Annotated in this window: 16 protein-coding genes; 6 read left to right on the forward strand and 10 right to left on the reverse strand. The window is 52.4% G+C overall.

Features of this window, described 5'->3' with window-relative positions:
• Positions 1–68: 68 nt before the first annotated feature.
• Genes R3O62_RS19750 through R3O62_RS19760 form a run of 3 tightly spaced genes read right to left on the reverse strand, consistent with a single transcriptional unit; the run spans position 69 to position 6,341 of the window.
• Entirely contained in the window at positions 69–1,667 is a 1,599-nt protein-coding gene (locus tag R3O62_RS19750) for a SusF/SusE family outer membrane protein (protein WP_317472814.1), read from the reverse strand.
• Between the two features lie 34 nt (positions 1,668–1,701).
• Entirely contained in the window at positions 1,702–3,321 is a 1,620-nt protein-coding gene (locus R3O62_RS19755; protein ID WP_233484381.1) for a RagB/SusD family nutrient uptake outer membrane protein, read from the reverse strand.
• A gap of 11 nt (positions 3,322–3,332) precedes the next feature.
• Positions 3,333–6,341, reverse strand: a complete 3,009-nt coding sequence (locus R3O62_RS19760) for a SusC/RagA family TonB-linked outer membrane protein (RefSeq protein ID WP_269096226.1) — start codon at positions 6,339–6,341, stop codon at positions 3,333–3,335.
• 429 nt (positions 6,342–6,770) lie between these two features.
• Between R3O62_RS19760 and R3O62_RS19765 the strand changes: the two genes are divergently transcribed.
• On the forward strand, positions 6,771–7,781 hold the full coding sequence (locus R3O62_RS19765; RefSeq protein WP_005780657.1) for a LacI family DNA-binding transcriptional regulator: 1,011 nt from the start codon (positions 6,771–6,773) through the stop codon (positions 7,779–7,781).
• 134 nt (positions 7,782–7,915) lie between these two features.
• Positions 7,916–9,232 (forward strand): SLC45 family MFS transporter, encoded by a 1,317-nt coding sequence (locus R3O62_RS19770; RefSeq protein ID WP_005807682.1) that lies wholly within the window; start codon positions 7,916–7,918, stop codon positions 9,230–9,232.
• Between the two features lie 157 nt (positions 9,233–9,389).
• Here the strand turns inward: R3O62_RS19770 and R3O62_RS19775 are convergent, their stop codons facing one another.
• The 4 genes from R3O62_RS19775 to R3O62_RS19790 all read right to left on the reverse strand — a co-directional run bounded on the left by R3O62_RS19775 (position 9,390) and on the right by R3O62_RS19790 (position 18,326).
• Positions 9,390–11,726 carry a hypothetical protein gene (locus tag R3O62_RS19775; RefSeq protein ID WP_317472815.1) on the reverse strand — a complete coding sequence of 779 codons (2,337 nt, stop codon included), beginning with the start codon at positions 11,724–11,726 and terminating at the stop codon, positions 9,390–9,392.
• A gap of 45 nt (positions 11,727–11,771) precedes the next feature.
• Positions 11,772–14,126, reverse strand: coding sequence for a hypothetical protein (locus tag R3O62_RS19780; protein ID WP_317472816.1), 2,355 nt, complete (start codon positions 14,124–14,126; stop codon positions 11,772–11,774).
• Between the two features lie 128 nt (positions 14,127–14,254).
• Positions 14,255–16,858 (reverse strand): hypothetical protein, encoded by a 2,604-nt coding sequence (locus R3O62_RS19785; RefSeq protein ID WP_317472817.1) that lies wholly within the window; start codon positions 16,856–16,858, stop codon positions 14,255–14,257.
• A 142-nt stretch (positions 16,859–17,000) separates the two neighbouring features.
• A complete protein-coding gene (locus R3O62_RS19790) occupies positions 17,001–18,326 on the reverse strand; it encodes a hypothetical protein (protein ID WP_317472818.1) in 1,326 nt (441 codons plus the stop codon).
• Between the two features lie 847 nt (positions 18,327–19,173).
• Here R3O62_RS19790 and R3O62_RS19795 point away from each other — a divergent pair.
• A complete protein-coding gene (locus tag R3O62_RS19795; RefSeq protein WP_137572281.1) occupies positions 19,174–19,440 on the forward strand; it encodes a hypothetical protein in 267 nt (88 codons plus the stop codon).
• A 142-nt stretch (positions 19,441–19,582) separates the two neighbouring features.
• Here the strand turns inward: R3O62_RS19795 and R3O62_RS19800 are convergent, their stop codons facing one another.
• From R3O62_RS19800 to R3O62_RS19810, 3 genes are read right to left on the reverse strand one after another with little or no spacing between them, the layout of a single operon-like run.
• Positions 19,583–20,599 (reverse strand): FimB/Mfa2 family fimbrial subunit, encoded by a 1,017-nt coding sequence (locus tag R3O62_RS19800; protein ID WP_317472819.1) that lies wholly within the window; start codon positions 20,597–20,599, stop codon positions 19,583–19,585.
• Complete coding sequence (locus R3O62_RS19805) at positions 20,596–21,867, reverse strand: DUF3575 domain-containing protein (protein WP_165015600.1); 1,272 nt, start codon at positions 21,865–21,867, stop codon at positions 20,596–20,598. The genes R3O62_RS19800 and R3O62_RS19805 overlap by 4 nt, the downstream gene beginning before the upstream one ends.
• A gap of 2 nt (positions 21,868–21,869) precedes the next feature.
• On the reverse strand, positions 21,870–22,316 hold the full coding sequence (locus tag R3O62_RS19810) for a hypothetical protein (protein WP_137570179.1): 447 nt from the start codon (positions 22,314–22,316) through the stop codon (positions 21,870–21,872).
• 563 nt (positions 22,317–22,879) lie between these two features.
• Here R3O62_RS19810 and R3O62_RS19815 point away from each other — a divergent pair.
• The 3 genes from R3O62_RS19815 (at position 22,880) to R3O62_RS19825 (ending at position 25,818) form a co-directional block, all read left to right on the forward strand.
• A complete protein-coding gene (locus R3O62_RS19815; RefSeq protein ID WP_005807684.1) occupies positions 22,880–23,194 on the forward strand; it encodes a hypothetical protein in 315 nt (104 codons plus the stop codon).
• 115 nt (positions 23,195–23,309) lie between these two features.
• On the forward strand, positions 23,310–24,290 hold the full coding sequence (locus R3O62_RS19820; RefSeq protein ID WP_317472820.1) for a Lin1244/Lin1753 domain-containing protein: 981 nt from the start codon (positions 23,310–23,312) through the stop codon (positions 24,288–24,290).
• A gap of 577 nt (positions 24,291–24,867) precedes the next feature.
• Entirely contained in the window at positions 24,868–25,818 is a 951-nt protein-coding gene (locus R3O62_RS19825; protein WP_317472832.1) for an Rpn family recombination-promoting nuclease/putative transposase, read from the forward strand.
• Positions 25,819–26,101: the final 283 nt, after the last annotated feature.

The following is a 26,101-nucleotide window of genomic DNA, read 5'->3' on the forward strand; positions in this document are numbered from 1 at the left end:
ACATGAATACTCTGTGTTACCCTGTGTTCTCTGTGGTGAGAAAATTACCTGTAGTAAAAAATACAGGATTATTTCTTAGTCATGGTAGCCGTTTTGGCATCCGGATTCAGCACAATGGTATAAGTTCCGGCTGTCACCTTCATATTGTCACCATCCTGAGTCAGTGCTCCCAGAGCGCCGCCCAGATTGACAGTCCATGCACCATCCCATCTGAACTTCATCTCACCGGCCACCAGAACAACATCCACCGACCAGAGTTTGGTTGCCGGATCATAATTCATCAAGGTTCCTTTATCCCATCCGCCGGGCGTGGCGTCACCGATCACTTCCCATCCGGTCTTGGTCAACGAAGCTGTCAGCTTCTTCATATCGGCCCCTACCCGATAGTAACCGGCTGTTTCAATCTTGATGTTATCCCCACCTTCAGGTTTCAGGGTAAATGTCCCTACATTCTTATCTCCATCCCAACTGATAGAACCTTCCATACCGATCCATGTACCAGCATCCCAGAATTTAAATTCGGTATTGGCATCAAAATAATGCGTTCCGGTATAGATAAAGTCGCGGGCAGCAGATTGCACTTTGTAACAATCATCTTTAGTAGCGTCCCATCCCTGATAGCTTCCCGGCAATGCCATTTCCGCACTCGACAATTCAATGGTAGTTTCTACCATACTATAAGAATATTTACCGGCATTTGTCAGATTCATAGTGATCACATATGGACTGGCTTTCAACACCTTAAAATTATTAGGTCCTGCCACCAGTTCGCCTTCAAGCTCAGACTCCTTACCGGACACTGCTCCGTAGTTATCGGAATCCCAGCTATTGTTCGACCTGAATTTAAACTCTTTATCAAGCAACGAAGTAGTCACCGTCCATAAGCGGGTAGTGGCATCATAATCCATTTGCGTGTCCTTATCCCAACCACCGGAAGTAGCGTCTCCCACCACTCCCCATACAAGGGGTTCGGTCTGTTCTACCTTACCTTCGGCATCTACTTTGATTCCGTAAAATCCTTTTTTCGCAACCGTCAGGTCCTTTGCCAGAACCTTGGTAAGATCACTTCCGTCCACAATGGCATACGAAGCGCCGTCCGCGTCAAAGTTGGCATATCCCTGATACACCCCGTCGCCATCCGGGTCGCCCAACAGATAAGCATTCGTATAGTCCCAATCAGGATACCCCACGGCCACATAAGCAAATTTCCAGTCAACCGCATTCGGATCAAAAGGAGTAGCCTTGAAAGTAATCGAGTTCGAAGCCGGATCAGCTGTCAGGTCATACGGCTTAGAAGTCAGCGTAATCGTAAAGTTATAAGTCTGTCCCGGATAAGCGCCCACTTTGGCCATCATAGCGTTCATCTGCGCATTGGTAAACTTCAGGACGGTAGCCCCGGTTTCACCTAATAAAACGGTTTTCGCATTCGCGTCATTCGTCAGTGTAACGTCATAGTTCACCACTGCCTTCACTCCATAGTCCGCCGGCGTCCACTTAATCTCAGGAAACTCCGCCGCAGCATTTTCATCGTTGAAAGTAAAGTCGCTTTGAGAGAAAGGCTCAAAAGCAGAGGCTTTCTGCAACTCCATGACGGGCGACTTCTCGTCTTCGCAAGCCGTAAAAGCCAGGAGCCCTAACAACAGTGTATAGAAATATATTTTCTTCATAATCTTATTCGTTGTTTTTAATGGTCATTCGATTTTAGTATCCTTCATTCTGCTTAAGATTGGTGTTAGAACCGATATCGTCTGACGGAATCGGGAACACGTTGTAGAAGCTATCTACAGCCTTACCTTTGGCTGCACCGCCCTTCCAGGGCCATACATAACCGGCAGTAGTAAACAGTCCGAAACGTACCAGGTCCGTACGGCGTTGTCCTTCGAAGAAGAATTCACGGCCCCGCTCGTCAATGATGAAGTTCAATGTCAAATCGGAATCGGAGATAGGAGCCAGCGTTTTATCACTGTAAGCTCTTTTACGCAGATCGTTCACATAACGGAGAGCAGTAGCTCTGTCGCCACCCTGACCGCCTCTGAGCACAGCTTCCGCATACGTCAAGTAGATCTCACCCAGACGGAAGAGCGGGAAATCAACGTAAGCTTCCTTAGAAGGAGGCAGCGTTCCATCCTTGTTCACATTGAAATATTTGGTAACAGGAATACCATTATTCTGGAATGTATTTTCGTCAATAATTTCAATACTGGTTGTCAGATCGGTACGAAGCATTGCCTTACGGGTATCCGCATCGCTGCCGCTCTCTTTAAGGAACAGGTTGTAGAGTGAAGATTTTGCCCTTACACCCTGCCATGCTCCTTTGGCGTTGACTTCATCCTGAGTTGCCGTAGCCCCCCAACATAAGAAAGCGGTCATACCACCCCAGGTCATCGTCTGGTCGCCTTCATAGCGTACAGGGAAGATCATTTCGTTAGACAAGTGATTGTCTGCCTTGAACATATCCACATAAACAGGTTCCAACTGATAGCCCACTTCGATCACCTTCTTTGCATACGTGATACATTCGGTGTATTTGTTCAGGCCGACGTAAGTCTCCGCATTGAGGTACAAGCGTGACAAGAGTGCCCATGCGGCAGCCTTGTTGGCATGTCCGTAGTCCTGGCTGTATCCCACTGTCGGTTCCGACATATCTTCCACACACTCAGTCAGCTCTTTCTCAATCCAGTTGAACAGGTCGGCAGCCATGATCTGCTTCGGCGGAATGCTTCCGATCGGGCTGTTTTCGTCTACAAACGGTACATTGCGATACAGGTCGAGCGCATACTCATAGCTCAGTGCACGCAGGAAACGGGCTTCGGCACGCCATGTCTTGATCGAGGCTTTCAGTGAAGCGTCGCAACCGCGGGCATCCAGTTTATCTTCGGTCGTCTCGCGCAGATAGGCGTTGGCTACGTTGATCTGATAGAACAGGCGGTAATATGAACCCTTGATCCACGGACTGGATGCACCCCAAGAGATGTGGTTGAATTCAGGGATACCGGGGTCGTTCCATGCACAGTGTGCGATGTCCGAAGGCAGATCCTGCATATTCCACAATACACGGAGGAAGGAAGCCTGGCTACCGCCGTCGATACCTACCACATCCTGATCGGAGTCACCTCCGCTGTTACCACCGATGGCCATACCCGCATAAATCTTAGCGAGGCTCTGTTCATAGGCTAAAGGCTCGTTCCCGAAAACAACGTCGGAAACCAATTCGTCTTTGTCCAGTGGAACCGTATCGAGGTCGTTCACACAAGACGCTACTCCTAACATCATTCCCAGCAATGCACAGGGAAGAAGATATTTAAATTTTATTGTTTTCATGTTTTACAGATTTAAAAATTGAGATTAAGGCCGATCATGAATACACGGGGGCGAGGATAGATGTTGTTATCGATTCCTTCACCACTGATTTCCGGATCCAGTCCCTTGTACTTAGTGATGACAAACGGATTCTGTACCGTAGCATATACGCGTGCACTCTGTTTATCATTGAAGAGCTTGTTGAACGTATACCCTAAAGAGATGTTGTCCATACGCACGAACGAAGCATTCTGAACGTAATAGCTCGAACGGTATTGAGCGTTCTTGAAGTCGGTGCTGCGGGCAGAGGTCAGACGGTTCTTCAGGAATCCGGTCTGGTCATACATATTGGCGCCTTCGTATGCTTCACGGTTGGACTGTACGTTGTTGTAAACATAGTTACCAAAGCTGCCGCGCAAAGCAAATGAAAAGTCCCAGTTTTTATAAGAAAGTTGTGAGGTCAGCCCCATGAACACGTCGGGAGCAGCTTTCTTGAAGCAGATCAGGTCGGCGTCGTTAATCTGGTTATCGCCATTCTGGTCTACATAAGCACCTTCGATAGGTTTACCGTCGGGACCGTAAATCTGCTCGAACACGTAGAAGGAGTTGAATGCCTCGCCTACCCGGTGGATCAGGGCGTTGTATCCTGTACCACCGTCGATACCGCCATGGATGACACCGGCATAGTTGGGGTCGTCGTTGAAGGTCATCTTGGTGATCTTGTTCTTATTGTAAGAGATGTTGTAGCCGATGTTCCAGTTCCAGTCTTTGGTTGAAACGGCATGGGCATTGACGCTGAATTCAAAACCTTTGTTCTCCAATGTACCTACATTAGTCAGCAGTTGATTGCTGAAGTTGGTTCCGGCAGGAGCTGTAACGGTGTTGAGTAAGTCCTTCGTTTTACGGAAGTAATAGTCGATTGTACCCGTGATGCGTCCATTCAGGAAACCATAATCGATACCTACGTTCCAGGTAGTGGTTTCTTCCCACTTCAGGTTCTGGTCGTAAGGTTGCGGAGCAATCAGAGAGTATTCGGTGTCACCGAAATAATAGTTGGCACCTGCCTTGGAGTACATATAGCGGGCCATATACGGATAATCTCCGTTACCCAGGTTCTGCTGTCCGGTCACACCATAGCCCAAACGCAGCTTCAGGTCCGAGATAGCGTTCACATTCTTCAGGAATGACTCCTCGTTCAGTTTCCACGCCAGTGCTACGGACGGGAACAATCCCCAGCGGTTGTCCGGGCTGAAACGTGAAGAACCGTCGTTACGCAAGGTGAATGTCACCAGATAACGGTTCAACAATGTATAGTTGAGACGTCCGAAGAAAGAAACCAGGTAGCTTTCGCTCGCATAGTCATCCCCCTTCTTATAGAATTCTTCCCCGGTCTTCTCTGCATAAGCGGCCGAGTAGGGATAAGAGTTGGTAGTCGAATTATAGAAATGCTGCCAGGAGTAACCTGCCATGACGTCGATGTAGTTGACTCCGAACGTATTGGTATAGTTCAAGTAGAAATCGAGCAAGGTGTTGCGCTTCAACTGTGTATAATGGCTGTTTTCACCAAAACCGCTTTTAAAATTACCCGTACAGTAAGTCAGCGGTGAATTGTCGGCGATAATCACGTCACCCTTACTCTTCGATACGTCATAACCTAAATTCAGGTTAGCGCGCAGTTCGGGCAGGAAGTGGAATTTATAATCGATCTGCGCGTTGCCGATACTGCGGTAAACGGTCGATTTATCATCTTTCTCTTCAAGCATGGCAACAGGGTTGGCCAGACCGATATCAATCGGAGAAATCTTGTCTCCCTCCTGCTTCATATACATAAAGTATCCGTTTCCGTAAGGGTTGCCTTCCATATAGACAGGCTGTGTGGGGTCATACTGGGTAGCCAGACCGATAGCTGCACGGTCGGCAAAACGGTTCTTGTTGTACACTCCCTTCACATTCAGCTGGATGTTGAGCTTCTTGTCGAAGAAGTTGGGGTTCAGGTTAATGGCACCTGTCAGACGTTGCATGTTCGAAGTCTTCAGGATACCGTTTTCGTTTGTATACGCCACAGACACACGATAAGGCATATGCGGAACGGCTCCGGATACACTTACATTATGGTCGGTACTGAAAGCCGTGCGGAATATTTCATCCTGCCAGTCGGTAGAGGTTTTGCCCAAAGCGTTGGCCTGAAGACTATTCTCGCCAAACTTCTCGATCACGAAATTACGGAAATCGTCTGCCTTCATCACATCGACCGTATTCGACTTCGTACTGATAGAGAACGTGCCGCTGTAGTCCACCTTCACGCGTCCCGACTGTCCCTTCTTGGTGGTAATGATGATAACACCATTGGAGGCACGCGAACCGTAAATAGCAGTAGCAGAGGCATCTTTCAGAATCGTAAACGTCTCGATGTCATTGGGGTGGACGGTAGAGAGCGGATTGCCCATACCTTTGATTTCGGTGTTATCGACAGGCACCCCGTCAATAACGATCAGCGGGTCGTTGCTGGCCGACATGGACGAACCTCCGCGCACACGGATCGTAGCCCCGGCTCCCGGAGCGCCGCCGTCGGTAATCACGCTGACACCTGCGGCCTTACCCACCAACAGGTCGGAAGCCGAAGTAGCCATACCTTTTACCATCTTGTCCGCATCGATTGCCATCACCGAGCCGGTCACGTCATTCTTCTTCACGGAACCATAACCGATCACCACCGCTTCCTGAAGCATCACCGCATCATCTTGGAGGGTCACCGTCACACTGGGAGCAGCTTTCACTTCAACCGGCTTGTAACCGATGAAAGAAATCACGAGGGTAGAATGTTGAGGAACACTCAGAACAAAGTTTCCGTTCAGATCGGTAATCGTACCGATAGAAGAATTATCCTTCACAACCACATTCGCGCCGATTACGGGTTCACCCGTTGAATCTTTCACATGTCCCTTGACAGAGACTTGCTGTGCATAAGCGCTCAATGACAAGAATAGCCCAAACAACAGGGGCAGAATCATACGACAGATTCTAAGATTAACTTGCTTCATGCATTTAAAAATTAAAGTTAACAATATAAATATTAATATGATTTCTAAACTTTACATAGAGAATGAACGACTCCATTCCCGTTCTTGATTACGTAGCAAAAATAGTATATTAAGCGACAGCCACTTATTTAATATCCGACAAATCCGCTCCTGCAACTACGCAAACGATTGCACCGTAAAAGCGGGGTTATAGCACATTGTCACCGAACTTTTTAGCCTCCTTTACACTATTTTTGTATCATATTAAACAAATCCGTAAATACATTGGTTTTGTTTTTATATAAAATCATTTACCTTTGGGTGAAAAACGAATCAAGTTCACCACAGATTACACAGATTAACGCAGATTCTTTTAATCTAATTCTCAATGAAATAAATCATTTATCTGTGAAAATCTGTGTAATCTGTGGTGAATAAAACCAATCAGCCATGAATAAACCGCAAATCACGATCAAAGACATCGCCCGCGAACTGGGAGTCTCCCCCTCCACCGTATCGAGGGCCTTGAAGGACAATCCCGACATCAGCCAGGAAACAAGGGACGCTATACATAAGTACGCGCGCGAACATAATTATAAGCCTAATGTATTGGCACTGAACCTGCGCACGAGCCGTTCCAACACCATCGGGGTCATCATTCCACAACTCGTGCACCACTTTTTTTCGTGTGTGCTGAGCGGCATCGAGGAGACGGCGGCAAAAGCCGGATACAACATCCTGGTGGCACAGAGCAACGAAGAGTATGAACGGGAAGTGAAAATCGTCCACTCTTTTCTCGCGGCACGGGTTTGCGGGGTCATCACTTCCCTGGCCAAAGACACCTCCCAATACGACCATTACCAGGAGTTGCTGGACAATAATATCCCCATCGTGTTTTACGACCGTATCTGTACCGGAATCAATACCGAACGGGTGGTGGTGGACGATTACGCGGGCTCGTTTGCGGCGGTGGAGTATATGATACAGACCGGATGCAAACGCATCTTTTTTTACAGCGCCGCCCCTCACCTCGAAATCTCCAAGAACCGGCGGAACGGTTATCTGGATGCCATGAAGAAGTACCGGATTCCGGTAGACCAGAGCATGATCAAGCTGTGTGATACCCGCGAGAAAGCAATTGCCATTACTCCCGCCCTGCTGGAAGGCCCCGACCGTCCAGACGGTTTCTTTGCCATCAACGACGAAACAGCATCGGGCATCCTCTATTCCTGCAAACTGGTGGGACGGAAAGTGCCGGACGAAGTGTCCATCTGCGGGTTCACAGACGGAGCCATTGCCCAAAGCACAGACCCGAAACTGACCACGGTAGAGCAGCACGGCGAGGAGGTAGGCAAAAGTGCCATCAAGCTGCTGATAGAAAAACTGGAAGGAAACGATGAAGGAAAAAGCAGCAACAAAATCGTGCGGACCAACCTGGTGGTACGAGGAACAACGAAATAAACCGGGTTCACCACAGATTACACCGATTTTCACAGATTCTTTAATTTTATTGGTAATAAATAAGGCAAATTATCAATCTGTGTTAATCTGTGCAATCTGTGGTGAACTCAAAACAATATAATTATAGATTCACCATGAAAGTAAAACCTGACTTAAGTTTTTGGAAGCTGTGGAACATCAGCTTTGGTTTTTTCGGCGTACAGATTGCATACGCACTGCAAAGCGCCAACATCAGCCGCATATTTGCCACATTAGGCGCCGATCCGCACAGTCTGAGCTATTTCTGGATACTCCCTCCGTTAGCGGGAATCATCGTACAGCCCATCATCGGTTCGGCAAGCGACAAAACCTGGACACGCTTCGGGCGGCGCATCCCTTACCTTTTTGTAGGTTCGCTGATCGCGGTGCTCGTGATGTGCCTGCTGCCCAATGCAGGCAGTTTCGGCATGGCAGTGGGCACGGCGATGACCTTCGGACTGGTGTCGCTGATGTTCCTCGATACTTCGATCAACATGGCCATGCAGCCTTTCAAAATGCTGGTGGGCGACATGGTAAACGAAAAACAGAAGGGACTGGCCTACTCCATCCAGAGCTTCCTATGCAATGCCGGCAGCCTGGTAGGTTATCTGTTCCCGTTCATCTTCACGTTTATCGGCATCAGCAATACGGCAGGCAAGGGGACGGTACCCGATTCGGTGATTTACTCGTTCTACATCGGTGCCGCCATCCTGATCCTGTGCGTCATCTACACCACGGTAAAAGTGAAAGAGATGCCCCCGAAAGAGTTTGAAGAATTCCACGGTATCACAGCCGACGAAAAGAAAGAGAAAACCGACTTCATCTCTCTGCTGAAGCATGCCCCGAAAGTATTCTGGACGGTAGGCCTGGTACAGTTCTTCTGCTGGGCGGCCTTCATGTACATGTGGACGTATACCAACGGTGCCATCGCAGCCACCGTATGGGGCACCACCGACGTGCAGAGCGCAGGCTATCAGGAAGCGGGCAACTGGGTAGGCGTGCTGTTTGCCGTACAGGCCATCGGCTCGGTCATCTGGGCAGTGGTGCTCCCCCTGTTCAAGGCACGCAAGCAGGCCTACGCACTGAGCCTCGTGCTGGGTGGCGCCGGATTTATATCCACCCTCTTCTTCCACAACGAATACCTGCTGTTCATCTCCTACCTGCTGATCGGCTGCGCCTGGGCAGCCATGCTCGCCCTGCCGTTCACCATCCTGACCAATTCTGTTTCGGGCAAGAATATGGGTGCTTACCTGGGATTGTTCAACGGGACCATCTGCGTTCCGCAAATTGTAGCGGCACTCGTCGGCGGAGGCATCCTCCACCTTGTCGGCGGACATCAGGTGAACATGCTGGTATTGGCGGGCGTACTGCTGATCGTGGGAGCCGTTTGCGTCTATTTCATCAAAGAGACGGTGGTGCATCACGAAGGGTAAGCCGGAGAGGCAGTGCGATAAATACTTGGCAATCGGGGGAAAGGCCCTAAAAAGTAATTCCTCCGGACTCACTTGTCCGGAGGAATTATACAAACAAAACAAATACTGTCCGTGTCTCCCCGACTGGGAAGTCAATTATCGGACTGCATGAATGCCATTAATTCACATGGGTAATACCCGATTCTTTCTGGATCAGACGGTAAGTCTTCACTACCGGCGCCCCATTGGCATACGTAGTCACGGTAAAGTTCATTTCGCGGGCATTTCCGAAATTCTGAGGGAAACGTGCCTTTACATTATACGAACCGTTAGCTGTTACCATATTGACTTTTCCTTCCGACTCTACCCATCGGTTATCTGCCTCTCCAAACGAGACAAGCACCGGACGTATCTCTTTTTTATCGGTAGAAGGAGTGCCGCTGATGGTAAACATATATTTTTTTTGCTCTACAGAAAGCCCAAGATTATCAGGAATCTCTCCCGCTATAATAATCGTGTTTCCGTCCATCTTGATGCAGCCGGCCGCTGCCAGATCGGCATTCAGTTGTATCTCGGCGCTTTGGCAAAGCGTCGCCTTGTCTACCGTGCCGCTCTGAATGATGGTCATGTCCTTGGTCTCCATTGCTCCGCTGCCCATGTTGGCGGACGCATCCCAATGTCTCAGCGTCAGCGTGGCACGGCGCTCTTCTTTACCGATATTATCGGTCATGGAAAGGGCATGTATGCTTTGGGAGCCTAATAGAATATTAGATTTCTGTATCCAGTCGCAATCTTCGGGAATCACCACATCCACTGCTGTCAGGGTTCCCCCTTGTTCCAATCCAAACACGAACGCTACGTCCAGGCCAAAAGGCGAACATTTGTAAACGTCCTCACCCTGCTTTAAAAACATGTTCCCCACCAGCGGACCAAAGTCAGTAGTGAAATCTCCCGTATACTTCGTAATGTCCAGATAATCCTGGTAAACGATATATTCATCAACTTTCTGCTTGCGATCAGTAGTATTGTACGTCACGAGGGACAGCTTTGCCGTACGCGGACGTCCGGTATTGTTCGCTTTCGTGACTTTCAGGTTGTAAGAGATCTTGCTCGAGTTTAAAGATCCGGCACTCTCTAACCCAACTTCCAGCCAATCACAATCTTCCGGCAATACGATACCGATCGGATTGATATCGCTATTGTTCGTGCCTTCGATAGTGGCGATCTTCACTGCTGAGAAACTTGGAGAAGGATACTTGATGGTCAGCGTCTTTGCAGCGGCATCCAAAGTCGCATTAGTAGATTCCGCTGTCAACTGGGCATTCGCATTCAATTTCCCCATCACGTCCTCCGTATCTACAGATTCTCCGTAGTTCCATTCGGCAACGGTGATGTCGGCAGTGACATTACCGGCACTGTTGTTGAGGTTGACAATGTAGCGGGTATTGACATCCATACCTTTGAAAGTACCGGTCATGCTGCTACCGAACTTGGCTTCCACCTCGATATCACCGCTACCGCCTATGCTGCCTGTAATTTTGACACTTGGGATATAATTATTAGTAGTCTCCGCCTCTATCGGCAAAGCGTACAGTGCGGCAGGAATCAGTTCCGCGTTCACCACGTCTGCCGCCGCCAAAGCTACAATATCGTAGTCCCCGGAGGTGGTTGCCTGCGGCGCTTTGCCGAACATCGTAGAGTTCCCCGCTCCCGAGAGTGTTACCTTTTTCACCGTGAAGCCTGTACCTACAGGGTTCTTGATGTCGATACGGGCCACACGGCGCACCAGCGTGGCATTGAGAGCCGTGCCTTCGGCAACGTCCTGATTGGTATACAATGTATTGAAATTCTGCGCCCCTGAGCCATCGTATTCGTTGCGCCCGATGACGGCGGTCATAGGCAGCCCCTTCTCAGCAGTGATGTTATTGCCATTTGCGCTGAGTGCGGTTTCAAGGATTTTCAAGTTATCCAAGCCGGAAAAGACCGACGCAGTGCTGCGGTCATTCCCCTCGCCGGCAGCAGAAAGGCTGAGGGCCGTCAGCGCTGTGGAGGAACGCTCACCGTCGTTCACCACCAGCACAAATCTGCGGGTGCGCCCGTCGCCCTTAGGCACGCCATACGAAACCCGGTATCCGTCGCCCACGGGGGTGAGCACCAGGTCGTTTTCGTCGCCCAAAGCTTTATACCGGTAGATACGTTCCAGGGTATATCCCTTCAAGTCATCCGCACTGGTCCCGGTAATCGCCGCACTTGAACTCTGGTTGTCCAGGTCCACAAAACTGTACAGGTCCAGCTTTTCGATTTTCACTTCACCGGGCAAAGCGATGATGTTGTCGCCTGCCGCACGGGTGACCACAGTCCCTCCTAACCCATTGATTTTCATACTTACCAACTGTTCGCCACTCTTCAGCGGGACATCCGGCCGGTTTTCATTCTGCAACTCTTCGTTGCTGCAAGATGCCAATCCCAATAAAAAGGTGAAAGCCATCCATTTAAACAAAGAACTTCTTTTCATACACGTTCGTTTTTTAGTGTGTTAATACTATCTGTTGTAAAAGAATCATTTTACGCCGTGGGGTTCTTGCCTCACAGTCAGCTTGCGTGTTTCACCATTGCGCAGCTCCACGCTGACCGTCGCCGTGCGGGGAGGCAGGTTGCCTATCTCCTCTACCGTCACAGGCACATACAAATCCGCCTTCAGGCTGATGCAAGGAGCGGTCATTTCGTAACTGGCATGCAGCCAGGACGCATCGACAGTCACCTTCACCGGTGCGGACAGCGCCGGATAGAGCAAGCCTACACAGAAGGGATTATCATTCACTTCGGTGACAGTCGACTCAAGCCTGTTCACAATGGCCTTTAATTGCTTTCCGGCTGCGGCAGGCCCACTCTCCCGAAGGGTCCGGATGTACGCTTCATAGAATTTTACCTCATTGTATCCATCATCTCCCACACGGATCGGATCACGCATGGCAACCCGGATTTCACTTCCCTCCATCCGGAGTTCGCCGGCTTCGCGCAGCGGGAGTCTCACCTCCACGTCATCGGCCATCTGTGCCGGGTCCGGATCGGCTTCCTGCACCACAAGCCAGTCGGCCTCCACCGGCGCGTCATCGTTGTTCACATCCCGATAGCGCATCCGGAAGGTGGCTTCACGAGTGTGTCCGGTCCTGTTTTCGTCCACCCGGAAGTATAAGCTAACCGCACCGGGTGATGACACCGATACCTTCTTCACCCAGTCATAATCTTCCCGGGCAAAAAATTCCAGATAGGAATCGCCGCCCCCGCCTGTCGCTCTCGTAACCACCTCGTGCCCGATCACCCGGAACGCAGCACCTCCAAACGCCGGCAAGCGGATGACCCGCGCGTCCGGATCGACACGACACAGATCCTTCATCAGCCCCACTCCCCGGACCTCCACCGAAGCCAACGCAGGACTGTGCGCCGCTGCCGGTTCCAGACAGACTGTATACTCCACAAAGCAGGTCTTCCCGTCTTTTTCGTACACAAAGCTGACAGGCACACGCAACGGATAATCGTTGCCGACGGTAACAAAAGAACCTCCGCCTATTCCGGCTCTAACCGTACGGGTTACGGCAGGTTGCTTCATCTCTAAAGTAGTTTGAAACGTTTCCGATGAAGGGTTGCCGGTTACCTGTCCCGTCCCGGCCGCCAGCCAGTCACATCCCTCGGGAATTTGAATCCCGATCGGTTTCGTATCTCCCGAGGCTCCGGTCAGGGTGACAATGGCAGGATTCGCTTCCCTCAGAATACCGTCCCTCAGTGTGATAGTGGTACCTGCCACCGTCACACCCGTTGCCGACGGTGCCACCTCCACTGTACATCCGGCGTTGAGCCTGTCCGAAAGATCGCCGGTATCTATTCCGTTCCCTTCGTCCCAGTCCGCCACCTCGAGGCTTACCCCCAGGTTGGCATCGTCGTTCCGCACCCGCAGCAAGTAACGGGTATTGGGCTTCATGATGCCTCGTGCCGTCAGCGGCAGTTCGTTGTTCATCAACTTCCCGGTGAGGCCGATCTCCACCTCCGTATCTGCTTTGAGCGGAAAAAGGTAGCAGGCTCCGGCAGTCTGTGCGGCAGTGACGGATAGCGGAACGGCCTTATATTCCGTTGCAGCAGCGCCCGCCGGTTCAGCGAAAAGAGCCATTTCCGCCGCAGCTTTCACCTGTATCCCCTCCACCCGGTATCCCGTAATGTCGGGATTCACAATATCGATGCGGCTCACCCCGCGCACCAGCCGCACCGAGAGCCCCCGATCGAGTTGCTGCGGGCTGAAAACGGGATCATCGCTTATCACTCCGTCGGAACTGATCACCCGGTGGGTCACTTTCGCGCTCATGGGCAGCAGCGGACATGCCGGAGGCAGATACGCCGTCCCGCCCGATTCCCGATCGGGTATCCACTTGAAGGTGCTGATTGCAGTGCCATAAGTCAGGTTTGCCCAATCCCCGGGCGGGTTGGCTATCCCGCGGTTGGCGCACACCAGGAAGGCCCGTTGGTGCGCGTCCCCTTCGGGCACCCCGATACCGGCATGATATCCGTCGGCATCGGGCAGCAACAGGAAGTCATTGTCTGTTCCGCCCGCCTCATAGCGGTACGTCCGTTCGTGCTTGAAGTTCGTCACATCTGTCTGCTCCGTAGTTCCGTCCCAGCTCACAAAGCAATAGACGGTGAGCGACCTCACCTCACACTCTCCCGCCAGTGTCAGGCTTTCGTTACCCGCACGGGTAGGCACGGCTCCTCCACCTGCCAGCCCGGTAAGCGAAAGATTCACGATCCGCTCACCGTCCGCCGGGGAGACCGGGAGGAAACCATCCTGCTCCGATACGTCGGAACAGGCGGAACCGCCCAGGGTGAGCAAAGCGGTGAGAAAAATAATAGGTATAGTCTGTTTCATAATTGTTTTGAGTTCACCACAGATTACACAGATTAACACAGATATTTTAGTTTAACTCCCAGTAAAATAAATTATTAATCTGTGAGAATCCGTGTAATCTGTGGTGAGTTGTATTCATTTCTATTCCGTTACCGAGAAAGCAAGCTTCCGCCTCCCGAAGAATCCGCCTGATATATGGGGCGTTGCACCAGCGTATAAGTCGATGTCCGGATTGCTCCTCCTTCATAAGTCTGCACACTGAAGCTGACACTGCGGTCCGCGCCCGTCTCGTTGGGCAGCAGCCGCAGCTGGCGGACAAAGCCGGGCGGGGGACCGTCCCCCTCGCCTCCGCCACCCATCAAGACATCCCCCCGGCCTGCATATACAAGGCTCTCGTACAGCCAGCCGCACCCCGTGGGGATGATGACCCTCACCGGCTTCCGGCCCTCGCTGACCACGTGGCAGGGATCGGATATCGTCCACCGGGTATTCCTCTTGCCCACGTAGATGGTGTTTCCATCCATGTAGAGCTCGTCCACCGGATAGCCGTTTCCCAACCGGAGCCCGGCCGACGACGCCATCCGCGCGTACACCGCGGCAGACACCGGGGGTTGCACCAGCGTGTAGCGCCGCTCCTCCAATTGTGCGCCATCCAGCACCGTCGGGTCGGCGACGGTCGTCGAGAGAGGCCTTATGTCCCCACCCCCGCCACCGGTGCCGGAGGACCCGGAATGCGTGTTACGGCGCACCACAAGCACGGCCCGCCGTTCCGCACCGGTCAGGTTATCCCGCACTGCGGTCAGTATCCGCCGCCGGGGTATCAGGGCGCCGATGTCCAGCACATCTTCCAGGAAGACCGCCGCCCATGGGTCGCCCAGCGTCTCGACGTAGGCCGATCCGTCGGACTCGGGGCTCAAAGCCGCTTCCGCCGCCGTCCTTGCCGTCCCCACGCCACCCTGCGCCGTTTCAGGGTCGAGGCACAGGCTGACCTCCCCCATATAGGGAGAGAGCAGGATGGGAGTGGCTTCGTCCAGTGTCCAAGGCCGGGATAGCCACGAAGGGGTATCGCGCAGGCTCCCCCCCGCGGGCCACTCCCGGGGAATGGACGTGTTTTCCTCCGCCCCATAGCTGAAGCAGTCTTCCACCACCCTCCAGTCTTCGTAGCGCAAAGCGCCGGTGGCCGCGTCTTGCAGCACCAGGGTGAAGGTGGCGGGAGCCGTCGGGACTCTCCTCTGCCACACGGAGACGGAACGCATCGGGCCGCTTCCCGTTTCCCTCAGGTCGGCCACCTCTTCTTCGGTGGGTATCAGGTAAAGCCTCACTTCGGCGGTATTATCATCGGTCTGACTGTGCACCACCTTGACGCGGCCCTGTAGCGGCGCCGAGAGGATGACACCTATCGGGTCGGGATTGCCCGACGCGCCGGTAAAGCGGACGAAGGGATAACTCACGATCTGGTACGTGCGGTCCGATCCGGCCGGCACGAACTCCTTCGCCACCCACTTTTCGGTGGCTGGGACGGCATCAGACAGCGCCCCGGACATCAATCCCCCGCGCCCGGCAACGCAGGTATACGATTCCTGCGCCACACGGACCGTCCGCGTCGGCAGCTCTACCAGCCCGAAGCAAGACACGATGGGCCCGAGCCCGGTCCCGGCCGGCAACCGCCCAGTGACGGAGGCCACCTCGGTATTGTAGGTCGTCGCCGTCACCTCGGCGTCGATATCCGCCCCCTCGTCCCAAGGCAACACCTCGAGGGTGGCGGCCACATTGTTTTCGGCACTTTTGACGCGCACCACGTAACGGGAATTTGCCTCCAGCGCAGCGCCAGGGATGGACACGGTGGTCTCCGCGCCCAGATAAGTCCCCTTCAAGGTGAGCGTGAAGGCTCCCGGAAAACTGTATACCGCCGCGGGCAGCCATTCGGCATCCGTCAGTGGCAACTCTATGGCGGCAGTGGCTGACGTACTTCCCGCTGCTCCGTCGAACAAGTCTGCCTTGTCCTGCCGGGTATAGCTCAGCCCACTCAGGACAAACCGGCTGACAAACGGGTTACTGATGTCGATGCGTGCCACCCGCCGCCTGAGTTTCACCTTCAGCCCCCGGGCAAGGTCGGCCGCGGTGAAGGTTGCCCCGTCGTCATACCGATAGGTTCCGTCGTTCATCAGCACCGGTTTGGGCACGTTGCTCGACATCGGGAAAGGAGCCGCCAGTGCGGCGGGTGGCCCGGCGGTGGTGGTCTGCCGTGTCAGGACCCCGCTCAATGGGGTGGCCGACGAACGGTCGGCCTCCGTAGCGGCCACCGCGGTGAGGTCCGCCGGCGCAGGCGTGTTAGCCAACATCAGGAAGCGTCGCTCGTAGGCATCCTCGGGCACCCCGATACCAAACCTATAGCCACCCGCCCGGGGGCTGAGCGTAAAGTCATTGGCGGCCCCGCCCTGCTCATAACTGTAAATCCGCTCCAGAGTGAGCGACGAAGCATCGGACTCGCTGCCCGAAGTATTGACAAAACTGTATATCCGCAACGCCTGTATCTCGTTCTCGCCGGCGATCGTCTCTCCCGCATCCGCCTCCGTACGGCTGACAGGCACGCCTCCACCGGAGCTAATTCCGTCGAGGCTGAACATCACCGCCTGCTCTCCGGGACGCAGGCGGACATCCCCGTTGATTTCCGATCCGGGTATGCCGTCGGCAGTGCACCCGGACAGCAGCAGGCAGATACCTGCCAGAAGAGCCATCGTAGTTTGTTTCATAATATGTATGTTTTTGATGTTCACCACAGAGGACACAGAGGACACAGAGAATATATTTCTCTTAAATATCCTAATAAACAAGAGATTAAAACTCTGTGTCCTCTGTGTCCTCTGTGGTGAACCGTATTCATTTCTATTAGCGTTAAAAGCCGCTCCAAGTACCGACGGCCCCGCTGTTCTTCCCCTGGCTGACGGTGAGCGTTTCAGTTTTCAGTCCGCCGCTCCCGTCGTGGTAGCTGATGTTGATCCGTCCGGTGCGGGCTGAGGATGCGCTGTTGGCATCTATATACAGCCCCATCATGTAGTGGCCGGCATCGGCATCATTAGCATCGCCACCAGACGTTCCGTCTATCCTTCGCGAACAAGGTACCAACTTCATCCACGCGGCTCCCTGCACAATCTCCACCAGGATGGGATTCCGGTCTTTGCTGCGGATACTTACGCAGTATCCATCAGGATTAGCCACCCCTCCATTATCGGCAATGCTCAGCGTATTTCCGGAGCAGGAGATACCGGTGACCGTTCCGCTATTCGCCGTCTGGGAACAATCCACTTCATAGCCGGCGGAGGTGAGCTTCGTCGCGTCTCCCCCTCCCGCCTCCTGCTCCAGGGTATAGACGGTAGTCTCCAATCGGTTGGTAGTACTGTTCCAGCACCGGAGTGTCAGGCTCCCGGTGCGGGGCACGGAGCTGTAGAAATTGTCGGACATCAGGAGAAAGTTCTGACTCTGACCCTCACCAATCATTATCTTCCTCTGCCACTCCAGCCATCCGGCCTGTTCTGTCCAGCCGGACGCGAATCCCGCATCTTCCAGCACGAAAGGCACGCTTCCCGAATAGGGAAAGACGGGAAGAGTGATTTTATGATTCACCTCGTCCACCCGCCACGTGTCGTCGGGCGGAGTGATGGTCACAGGCGGGAAGTATTGCGCGGCATTCGTAGCATTGCCCAAAACAGTGTTCAGCAGGGATGGCAGCAGATAGTCCACCTTCAGGGTATATTCGTCCACCTGCTGGGTTTTCGCCCCGGTAGCGGCGTCCGTACGGTGAGTCACGAGGCTGATCTTATAGGTTTCGGGAGCCCGGAAACTTTCCATCAACTGCTTTCCCGAAGCGGCATCCGACTTGGCCAGCCTCAACGGCACGACGTAGGTGCCTGTAGCGGTACTTGCCGTTCCCATCGAAAACAGGGGGGCATCCGCCGGCATGATCACGCCGATAGGGTTTGCGTCTCCGGCAGCTCCGGTAAAGGTGATCAGAGGCATCCAAGGGTCTGCCACCCTCTCTCTGCCGCCGCCCGAAAGCCGGGAAAAATGGATCACCCGGTTGTCGGCATCTATTTCCGCTATGCTGCCGGCCTCGCCCATGTCGGCATTCAGCGCCACCGTCGCCCCGGCGTTCAGTTTCCCGAAGACATCGCCCTCGATGCCGTGCCCATCGTCCCAGGGCATGGCACGGAGAGACGCCACCGCGTTTCCGGCGGAATTCTTAATGGTTATCAGGTAGCGGGTGTTGGGCTTGAACCAGCTTCGGCCGTCGGTAATGACCAGCGTCGTCTCCCCCCCGTAGAGCACGCCCGCCAGTTCGATCTTGAGCGTGCCGCCGTCATTGCCTGTTCCGCCCCAATAGTCAAGCTGGGGCAGATAGAACACCGCCGGGAGAAATTCGGCATTCTCCACAGGGAGATCGGGATAGTATCCGCGGGTGGAAATCTGTTCTCTCCCTTCCGCGTTGAATTTCCACTCGCCGATGTCGCTGACCTTGACCGAGCGGAGCTCGAAACCGGAGGCGGCGGGATTGTCAATGTCAAAGCGCGCCGCCTGCCGGGCGAGATCCACCCGGACGCCTTGCGCCAGCTTTTCGGCGGTAAAGTAGTTTTTCTCCTGATAGCCTCCTCCCGTCAGTTCCTGCCGCCAGTATCCGGTTCCCATCATGCAGAGGGGGCAGGCGATGGGGGCCAGGCTAAGCGGGGTACCCTCCCGCCCTCCGGCCGGGAAGAACTGCGGGCAACCCACACTCACGAAACGGGTGGCCGTGCTGCGGTCGGCAAGCGCACCCGTGCCGCTGTCCTTAATGGAGACCGCCACCACATCGGCAGGCACACCACCCCCATTCGCCACCAGCTTGAAGCAACGGCGGTATTCGTCCCTGGGCACGCCGAACGTGACCCGGTAGCCATCCCCGTCGGAGGTCAGCAACAGGTCATTGTCCGCCGCTCCCTCCGTATAGCGGTAGACACGCTCCAGGGTCGATTCCCCGGAAGAACCCGGCATTTCCATCTCCTCTTCGGAGAATACCGTCCCGTCCTGCCGGATATTGACGAAGCAATACACCAGCAATTCTTTCACCTCGTTTTCGCCCGGCAGCACCACCGCATCCGTAGCCGCTCGGCTGACGGGCACTCCGCCACCTCCACCCAGGCCGGAGAGCCGGATACTGGCTTCCATCTCTCCGGGGCGCAACGTTATCTGTCCGCTCCCGGACGCTCCCCCCTGCTCCACCTCTACCGTACAGGCGGCAAGCAGAAAACAGCAGAGGGATGTTAGTAAAGATCGTTTCGTATTCATTTTCATCTGGTTTTGAGTATTATTCACCACAGATTACACAGATTAACACAGATATTTTAGTTTAACTCCCAGTAAAATAAATTATTAATCTGTGAGAATCCGTGTAATCTGTGGTGAGTTGTATTCATTTCTATTTTAGTTTTTCATTTCCATTCCGTCTAATTGGCCCCTATGCTTCCTCCCTCCTGCCATCCGGAGGGGTGGGTTTGCATAATCAGCGTCTGGTCTTTGCCGATCCGCACCGTGAGATCGAACTCCTGACAAATGTTCCGGCTCAGCCCGATGCCCATGACATCGAAATAGCGGCTGAGGTCTATCTCTTTCATCAACCCTTCTCCTTGTTCGGTGAGCTCCAGTACGAGACGGCTCCCGTCGGTGAGGCGGAGGGTGACAAAGGATGCCTTGACCTGAAAACCGGACTCGATGACGGCAGCAGCCCGATAGACCGACAGAGGTACACCGGTATCCTGCTTCGGGAAGGTATAATCTCCCCAGGTTTCGCCGCCGCAGAAGTGGTAGGCGGTATGCAATCCGCGCAGGCGCATCACCGGCGACCGGGCCGAACGTACCTCCGCAGGGATGTCGCCCTTCCACTCCACTGTCAGGTTAAGCCGGGCGTGGGCATGCATCAGCCCCACGGTCAACTCGTTCACTCCATATTCGGATACCTTGAATGTAGCGGTTCCATAATAAAGCCTGCCTACGTTGGCATACTCCGCCGAAGCCTCTTTGCCACCATAGGGCAAGGCATGCAGCCTGCCGTCCTCCATACGGCTACCGTGCGGATTTGTCTCCTCCATACGGCAACTTCCGCCGGGCGCATTGCCCCACACCACCAGCCGGTAGGTGCCGGGCGGCAGTGTAAGCATGCCCACCCCCGCCTCGCACGAATCACCCGGAAACTCTCCCACCAGCACACTGTCCTCGGTATAAACAAACTGGCGGAAGTCCTCCACCGGATAATCTCCCGTAGCAAAGCCGCGCCCGTCGGAAGTCACATAATGTATCAGCACATTGTAGGGACATGTCCGCATTTCATACTCCAGGGTACATGAAGCCAGGAAGAGGAGGTATACAAAAGCCGGCCACTTCCAATGCCTCCACACCTCCTTCCGCCGCAGGAAAGCGGAAGGAGAAGCGCTTAAAGTTGCAAATATGTCTGTCGTTGTTTTCAAGGTTGCTCACTTTTTTTTCTTTCCCATTCCACCACAAACTCAGTGCGCCTCAGTCCGGGGAACCAATCCTTCAACATCGTCCGGTAAGGATCACCGTGTCCTATCTCCATCAGTCGCAGTTCACGTCCGTCAAAAAGAGGCACTTCGCGGATGATACGCAAGGCATCCGCCGCCCACGACGGATTTCGGCGGATCACCATCTCTTCAAGCCCTTCCCAATCCTCGGCAACCGCTTTCAGATTGAATACCGAATGATTAGGCAAATCATATACCTCGCTCAGATATTCCATCACACCCACAATGCGGCGGTTAGCCAAATTCACATTATGATCATAACGTCCCTCGGGCGAAGCATAGCCGGTGAGCCGGATGGAGCGCACCGTCACTGTAGTATCCGCCAGCAGAGGACGCAGCAGGCTGTCGATGCGCGCCAGCTCCCTCCGGTTAGTGGAGAAAGCAGGCAACACCCGGGTGACATTGACCGGGTATTGGATATACATCACGCCCCGCCCCGACTCTAACCGCAGGTTGCCCGATGCCGTGAGTGTATCGCGTCCGGCGTGCAGGCTGTCCAATGCCCGGCGATAACGTTCGTTCTGTTCTTCTATCCGACTCAGCACCAGGCGGAGACTATCCGCTTCGCGCCGGTCGCGGAGCGACATTTCGTAGGCAGTACGTGCATCGGACGGAGCCGTAGCGGCAGGCGGGCATCCCAGACGATAAACCAGGGAAACCGCCGCACGGGTAGGCCCCCAATAATGTCGCTTAAAACGTGCTTCCATCACAGCGCATCCCCGGCAACGATAACGATCGTACTTCAGAAGGGCATATCCCACACCGAGCGACGCCTCTATCCCCCAACGTCCCGCCAGTCGGTGATAATATCCATAAGTGAGCCCGCCTCCATAGACAGTACCCCGATAATGATGGTGTTTCAGCGCATGTATAAAAGGGATGCCGCCCACATCGAACCGCCCCGCCAAAGCATGTGCCCCCACAAAGTGGCGGCTAAACGGACGATCGAACCAATAACGCGTCTCCACTTCAGCCAGATAATGCCTCAAACTGAAGTCTCCCCGGAAATCAATCAGATTGTAGGCGCCCCAGATCTCCGCACTCATACGAGGCGAAAAGGCATACTCCACTCCGAGGTTAGGCGTGGTGGTAGCCGCATGCAGCAAGTTCACCTTCAACGCCAACCGTTGCTGGGCCCGAAAGGGTAACACCCCGATTGCCAACATAAGAATAGAGATAAGTATCCGGTTCATATTCACTCGTTTTTCAGATTTTTCAGATAGGGATAATGAAAACGTGCCAAGTCTTCGAAAGGATAGTGCACATACACTGCGAGAAACATATCGAAAGGGTCAAAGGGCCAATCGGAACTGCCGGTGCAAAGTTGCCGGCGTAAATCGGTCACCAGTTCACACACTGCAGGGCACATACGCAAAACTCCAAAACGATAGGTTATCTGATCGGCCACCATTTCAAGTGCTTGTAAAAAAGGACGGAAAGGAGCATGACGCAAATGCCGGAAACTGACACAAAGAAAATAACAGCACTCTTGGGCAGAAACCAACCAACGGGTATACGAAGGAATAAATACCATTTGTTTGGATCTGACTTCCGTCTCCATGCCGCTATCCGGCAAAGACACCACTGCCACTCCCCGCTGCAGAAAAAGCAGGAGGAACTGTTCACCTGAGTTCTCTTCCATGCAGTTTTGTGCAGGACAAGTGTATTCACAGAATCGAAAATCGGATTTAACATCTTGATATTCAATCCACTTAGTCTCAAAACTATAATTCATACCGTTTCGTTTGTGTTTCAAAAAACGTACGTCTTTTGAAACACTGTTTTTCGTCTTTTCGCCTGTATCTCTATGTATCAGCTTTTCAAGTCCATCGGCCATTGAGCAGAAGTTCCAAACAAGCGAAAGCACCCACCAACACGGCTTTTGACAGAATAAAACATATTTTTCAAAAAATATTATTTATAAATTATTTGGATAAACAAAAAGAAGACATTATTTTTGTGCCAAAAGACGTACGTTTTTTGAAACACTAATACTTCAATACCACACTTATAATCAATGATATATAATAATGTATATGAAGTTTCCAAAATTGTTAAACAACGTTATCGTCTCTCTTAATATGTTCGTATTTCACTAATATACCTTAATTTTGCAGCTTCATTTATTGTAAATAATAATAAAAGAATGAAGAAAGAATTTTTTTTAAATGTCAGGCTGAAATCAACGAAGGAAGCCTGAAATTAGTGTTTGAAGACCCGGAAGAGATTCTGGAAGTATGTAACAAGATTTACTCTACGAAAGAGGATCGAATTGTCATACAAAGAGAAAGAAATCAGTTACTTACGTTTGCTCTCCGGAATGCGGTCAGTCTTGATACCTTCGATCCGGACAAGCCGTTCATCCCCCATCTGACACACCAGCTATGCCGTGCCTATGACTTCCGGAGCATCTACCGTCCCCAACAGTCCGTATCGGAGGAATACATTGAAAGAGAGCTGTTTAAGCTCTGGAACGAGATGAAAGAGAAAAACAATGAAGAAACACTCCGGAAGGCGTAGAACGCCCCCGGAGGATTATATGGAAATACGCACCCGAAGCCCTACCTTTGCTGCTGCAGAATAGGTTTGAAAGAAAGCATTCTGCACAGAATCAAATCATTTAACTTGCACTATTATGAAATACGAATTATTTTTCCGCTATCGCGTCAGCATGATGTCCGACGACCGGGTGATCGCCCTATGCGAACAGAACGGCATAGAAGGCATAGGCATCTATACCGTCCTGCTGGCCGAGTTACGACAACACGAGGGGTATCGCTGCGCCTTTGCTTCACTGCCTGCACTGGCACGCCGCTGGAATGTATCCCTGGAAAAGCTGCAAAAGATAGTGTGCGACTTCCGCCTGTTCCGCCTCTACACGGAAGACGAAAACGGGCGCAGCTTCTCAAGCATCTATCTCGACGAAGAGATGAACACCGAACCGGATACCCCCGTCCGGAACCGCATTTCAACCGGGACGGACCGTCGAGAATCCGCTGCAACCGGGACTGCGGTTGCCGGAGCCACCACCGCGGGTGGGGTGAAAGTCACCGTGAAACGTGCTGCCAACGGGCGTTTCACCGCAACACGGTGTAAGAAAAAGAATATATTAAAAGAAAAAGAAGAAGAAGAAGAGATAATCAGGGCTGCCCCCGAGCCTCCTTCCGTCCCAATAACGGAACCGCCCCGACAGCCCTCGCCGCAAAGCTGGGAAACATACGTGGAGAGTGCTTTCGGCGAACAGTCGTGGCTGGAGGTGCAGGCCATGCACTCAGGCATGGGCTTCCGCTTCATGGAGCTGCTGCCACACATCCGGACATTCTTCAAGCAACATATCGTGACGTATGGCAAAGAGCAAACCCTCTTCTCCATAGCCGACGCCAAAAGTTACTTCAGCAACTTCATCCGTCGCGGCTCTGCCACCCGGCAGGCGCTGGACACTGTGCTGAACCGCCTGGAAGCAACCGAACGCCGAGCAGACGCTTACCGCTTTGAGCAGCACGACCCGCTGACAGGAGCCCGCTCTTATTGCGGAGAGCACATCCCGGACGAAGCACCGCCCCGCCCGTCGGAGAACGCCGTGTGGAGCTCCGAGTCGGGGAAGTGGACGGAATAACGGCACCACCGGAGACTAATGGCGGCAGGGAGAACGGTCTCTGCCGGCAGGAAACGTAAAGAAAACCAATATCGCTCTTTGACTTATCGGAAACGGACATTCACCACAGAGTAACACGGAGTTTTTTTTTAGACAAAAGAACAAAAGAACAAAAGATTCTTTATGTGTTCATCTGTTCTTTTGTCTGAAAACTCACCACAGAATATCACGGAGTTTTTTTTAGACAAAAGAACAAAAGAACAAATTATTCTTTATGTGTTCTTTTGTTCTTCTGTCTGAAAACTCACCACAAAGTATCACGGAGTTTTTTTTAGACAAAAGAACAAAAGAACAAATTATTCTTTATGTGTTCTTTTGTTCTTCTGTCTGAAAACTCACCACAGAATATCACAGAGTTTTTTTAGACAGAAGAACAAACGATTCTTTATGTGTTCTTTTGTTCTTCTGTCTGAAAACAGGCAGGGCGCAGCCAATTAATCTCCGTGTGAGACTTTGTGATAAATTAAACAGGCTCTAATTTGGAATCATCCCTTTTAAAAGCTATATTTGCGGGATATGAATACAAAGAGGAGGTACGATAATGGATTATACAGACAGATATATCCGATTTGACTGGGCGGTGAAACGGCTGTTGCGCAATAAAGCCAACTTCGGCGTGCTGGAGGGTTTCCTCACAGTGCTGCTGAACGAACCGATACGCATCGTAGAGATACTGGAAAGTGAAGGAAACCAACAGCGCGAAAACGAGAAATTCAACCGCGTGGATATCAAGGCACGGAACAGCAAAGACGAAATCATCATCGTAGAGGTGCAGAACACCCGCGAAATCTATTATCTGGAGCGAATCCTCTTCGGAGTGGCAAAGGCCATCACAGAGCATATCGAACTGGGAGAACTCTACTCCGAGGTGAAGAAGGTGTACTCCGTCAGCATACTCTATTTCGACATCGGACGGGGAAACGACTACCTGTATCACGGGCAGAACACTTTCGTGGGGGTACATACAGGCGACTTCCTTGAAGTGACCACTAAAGAGAAGAACGCCATCATACGGAAACTGCCTGCCGAAATCTTCCCCGAATACTTCCTGATCCGGGTGAACGAATTCAACAAAGTAGCCGTCACTCCCCTCGAAGAATGGATTGAATATCTCAAAACCGGTATCATCCGCCCGGATACGAAAGCACCCGGACTGGAAGAGGCACGCCGGAAACTGATTTATTACAACATGGATAAAAAAGAACGATTGGCGTATGACGAGCATATCAATGCTGTCATGATACAAAATGACGTGCTGAGTACAGCCGCACTGGAAGGCAGACAAGAAGGGCTGGCGGAAGGCAGACAAGAAGGGCTGGCGGAAGGCAGACAAGAAGGGCTGGCAGAAGGCAGACAGGAAGGATTTGAGAAAGGACGGATCGAAGAGAAAAGAGAAAACGCCCGAAAGATGAAATCACTGAACCTCCCGCCCGAAACCATTCACCAAATAACGGGTCTGCCCATTGAAGAAATAGAAAAGCTATCTTAAGGATACCCACCACAGAGTAGCACAGAGTTTTTTTTAGACAAAAGAACAAAAGAACAAAAGATTCTTTATGTGTTCTTTTGTTCTTCTGTCTGAAAACTCACCACAAAGTATCACCAAGTTTTTTGGACATAAGAACAAAAGAACAAATTATCCTTTATGTGTTCTTCTGTTCTTTTGTCTGAAAACTTACTACAGAGCGCAGCCAATTAATCTCTCTGTGCCCTCTGTGTCCTCTGTGGTGAAATCAAAACCATTACCCAGATTTCCGTTTCCGGCAAGTTTA

Origin of the sequence: Bacteroides hominis (assembly GCF_033042785.2) — a bacterium.
Lineage (GTDB): Bacteria > Bacteroidota > Bacteroidia > Bacteroidales > Bacteroidaceae > Bacteroides > Bacteroides hominis.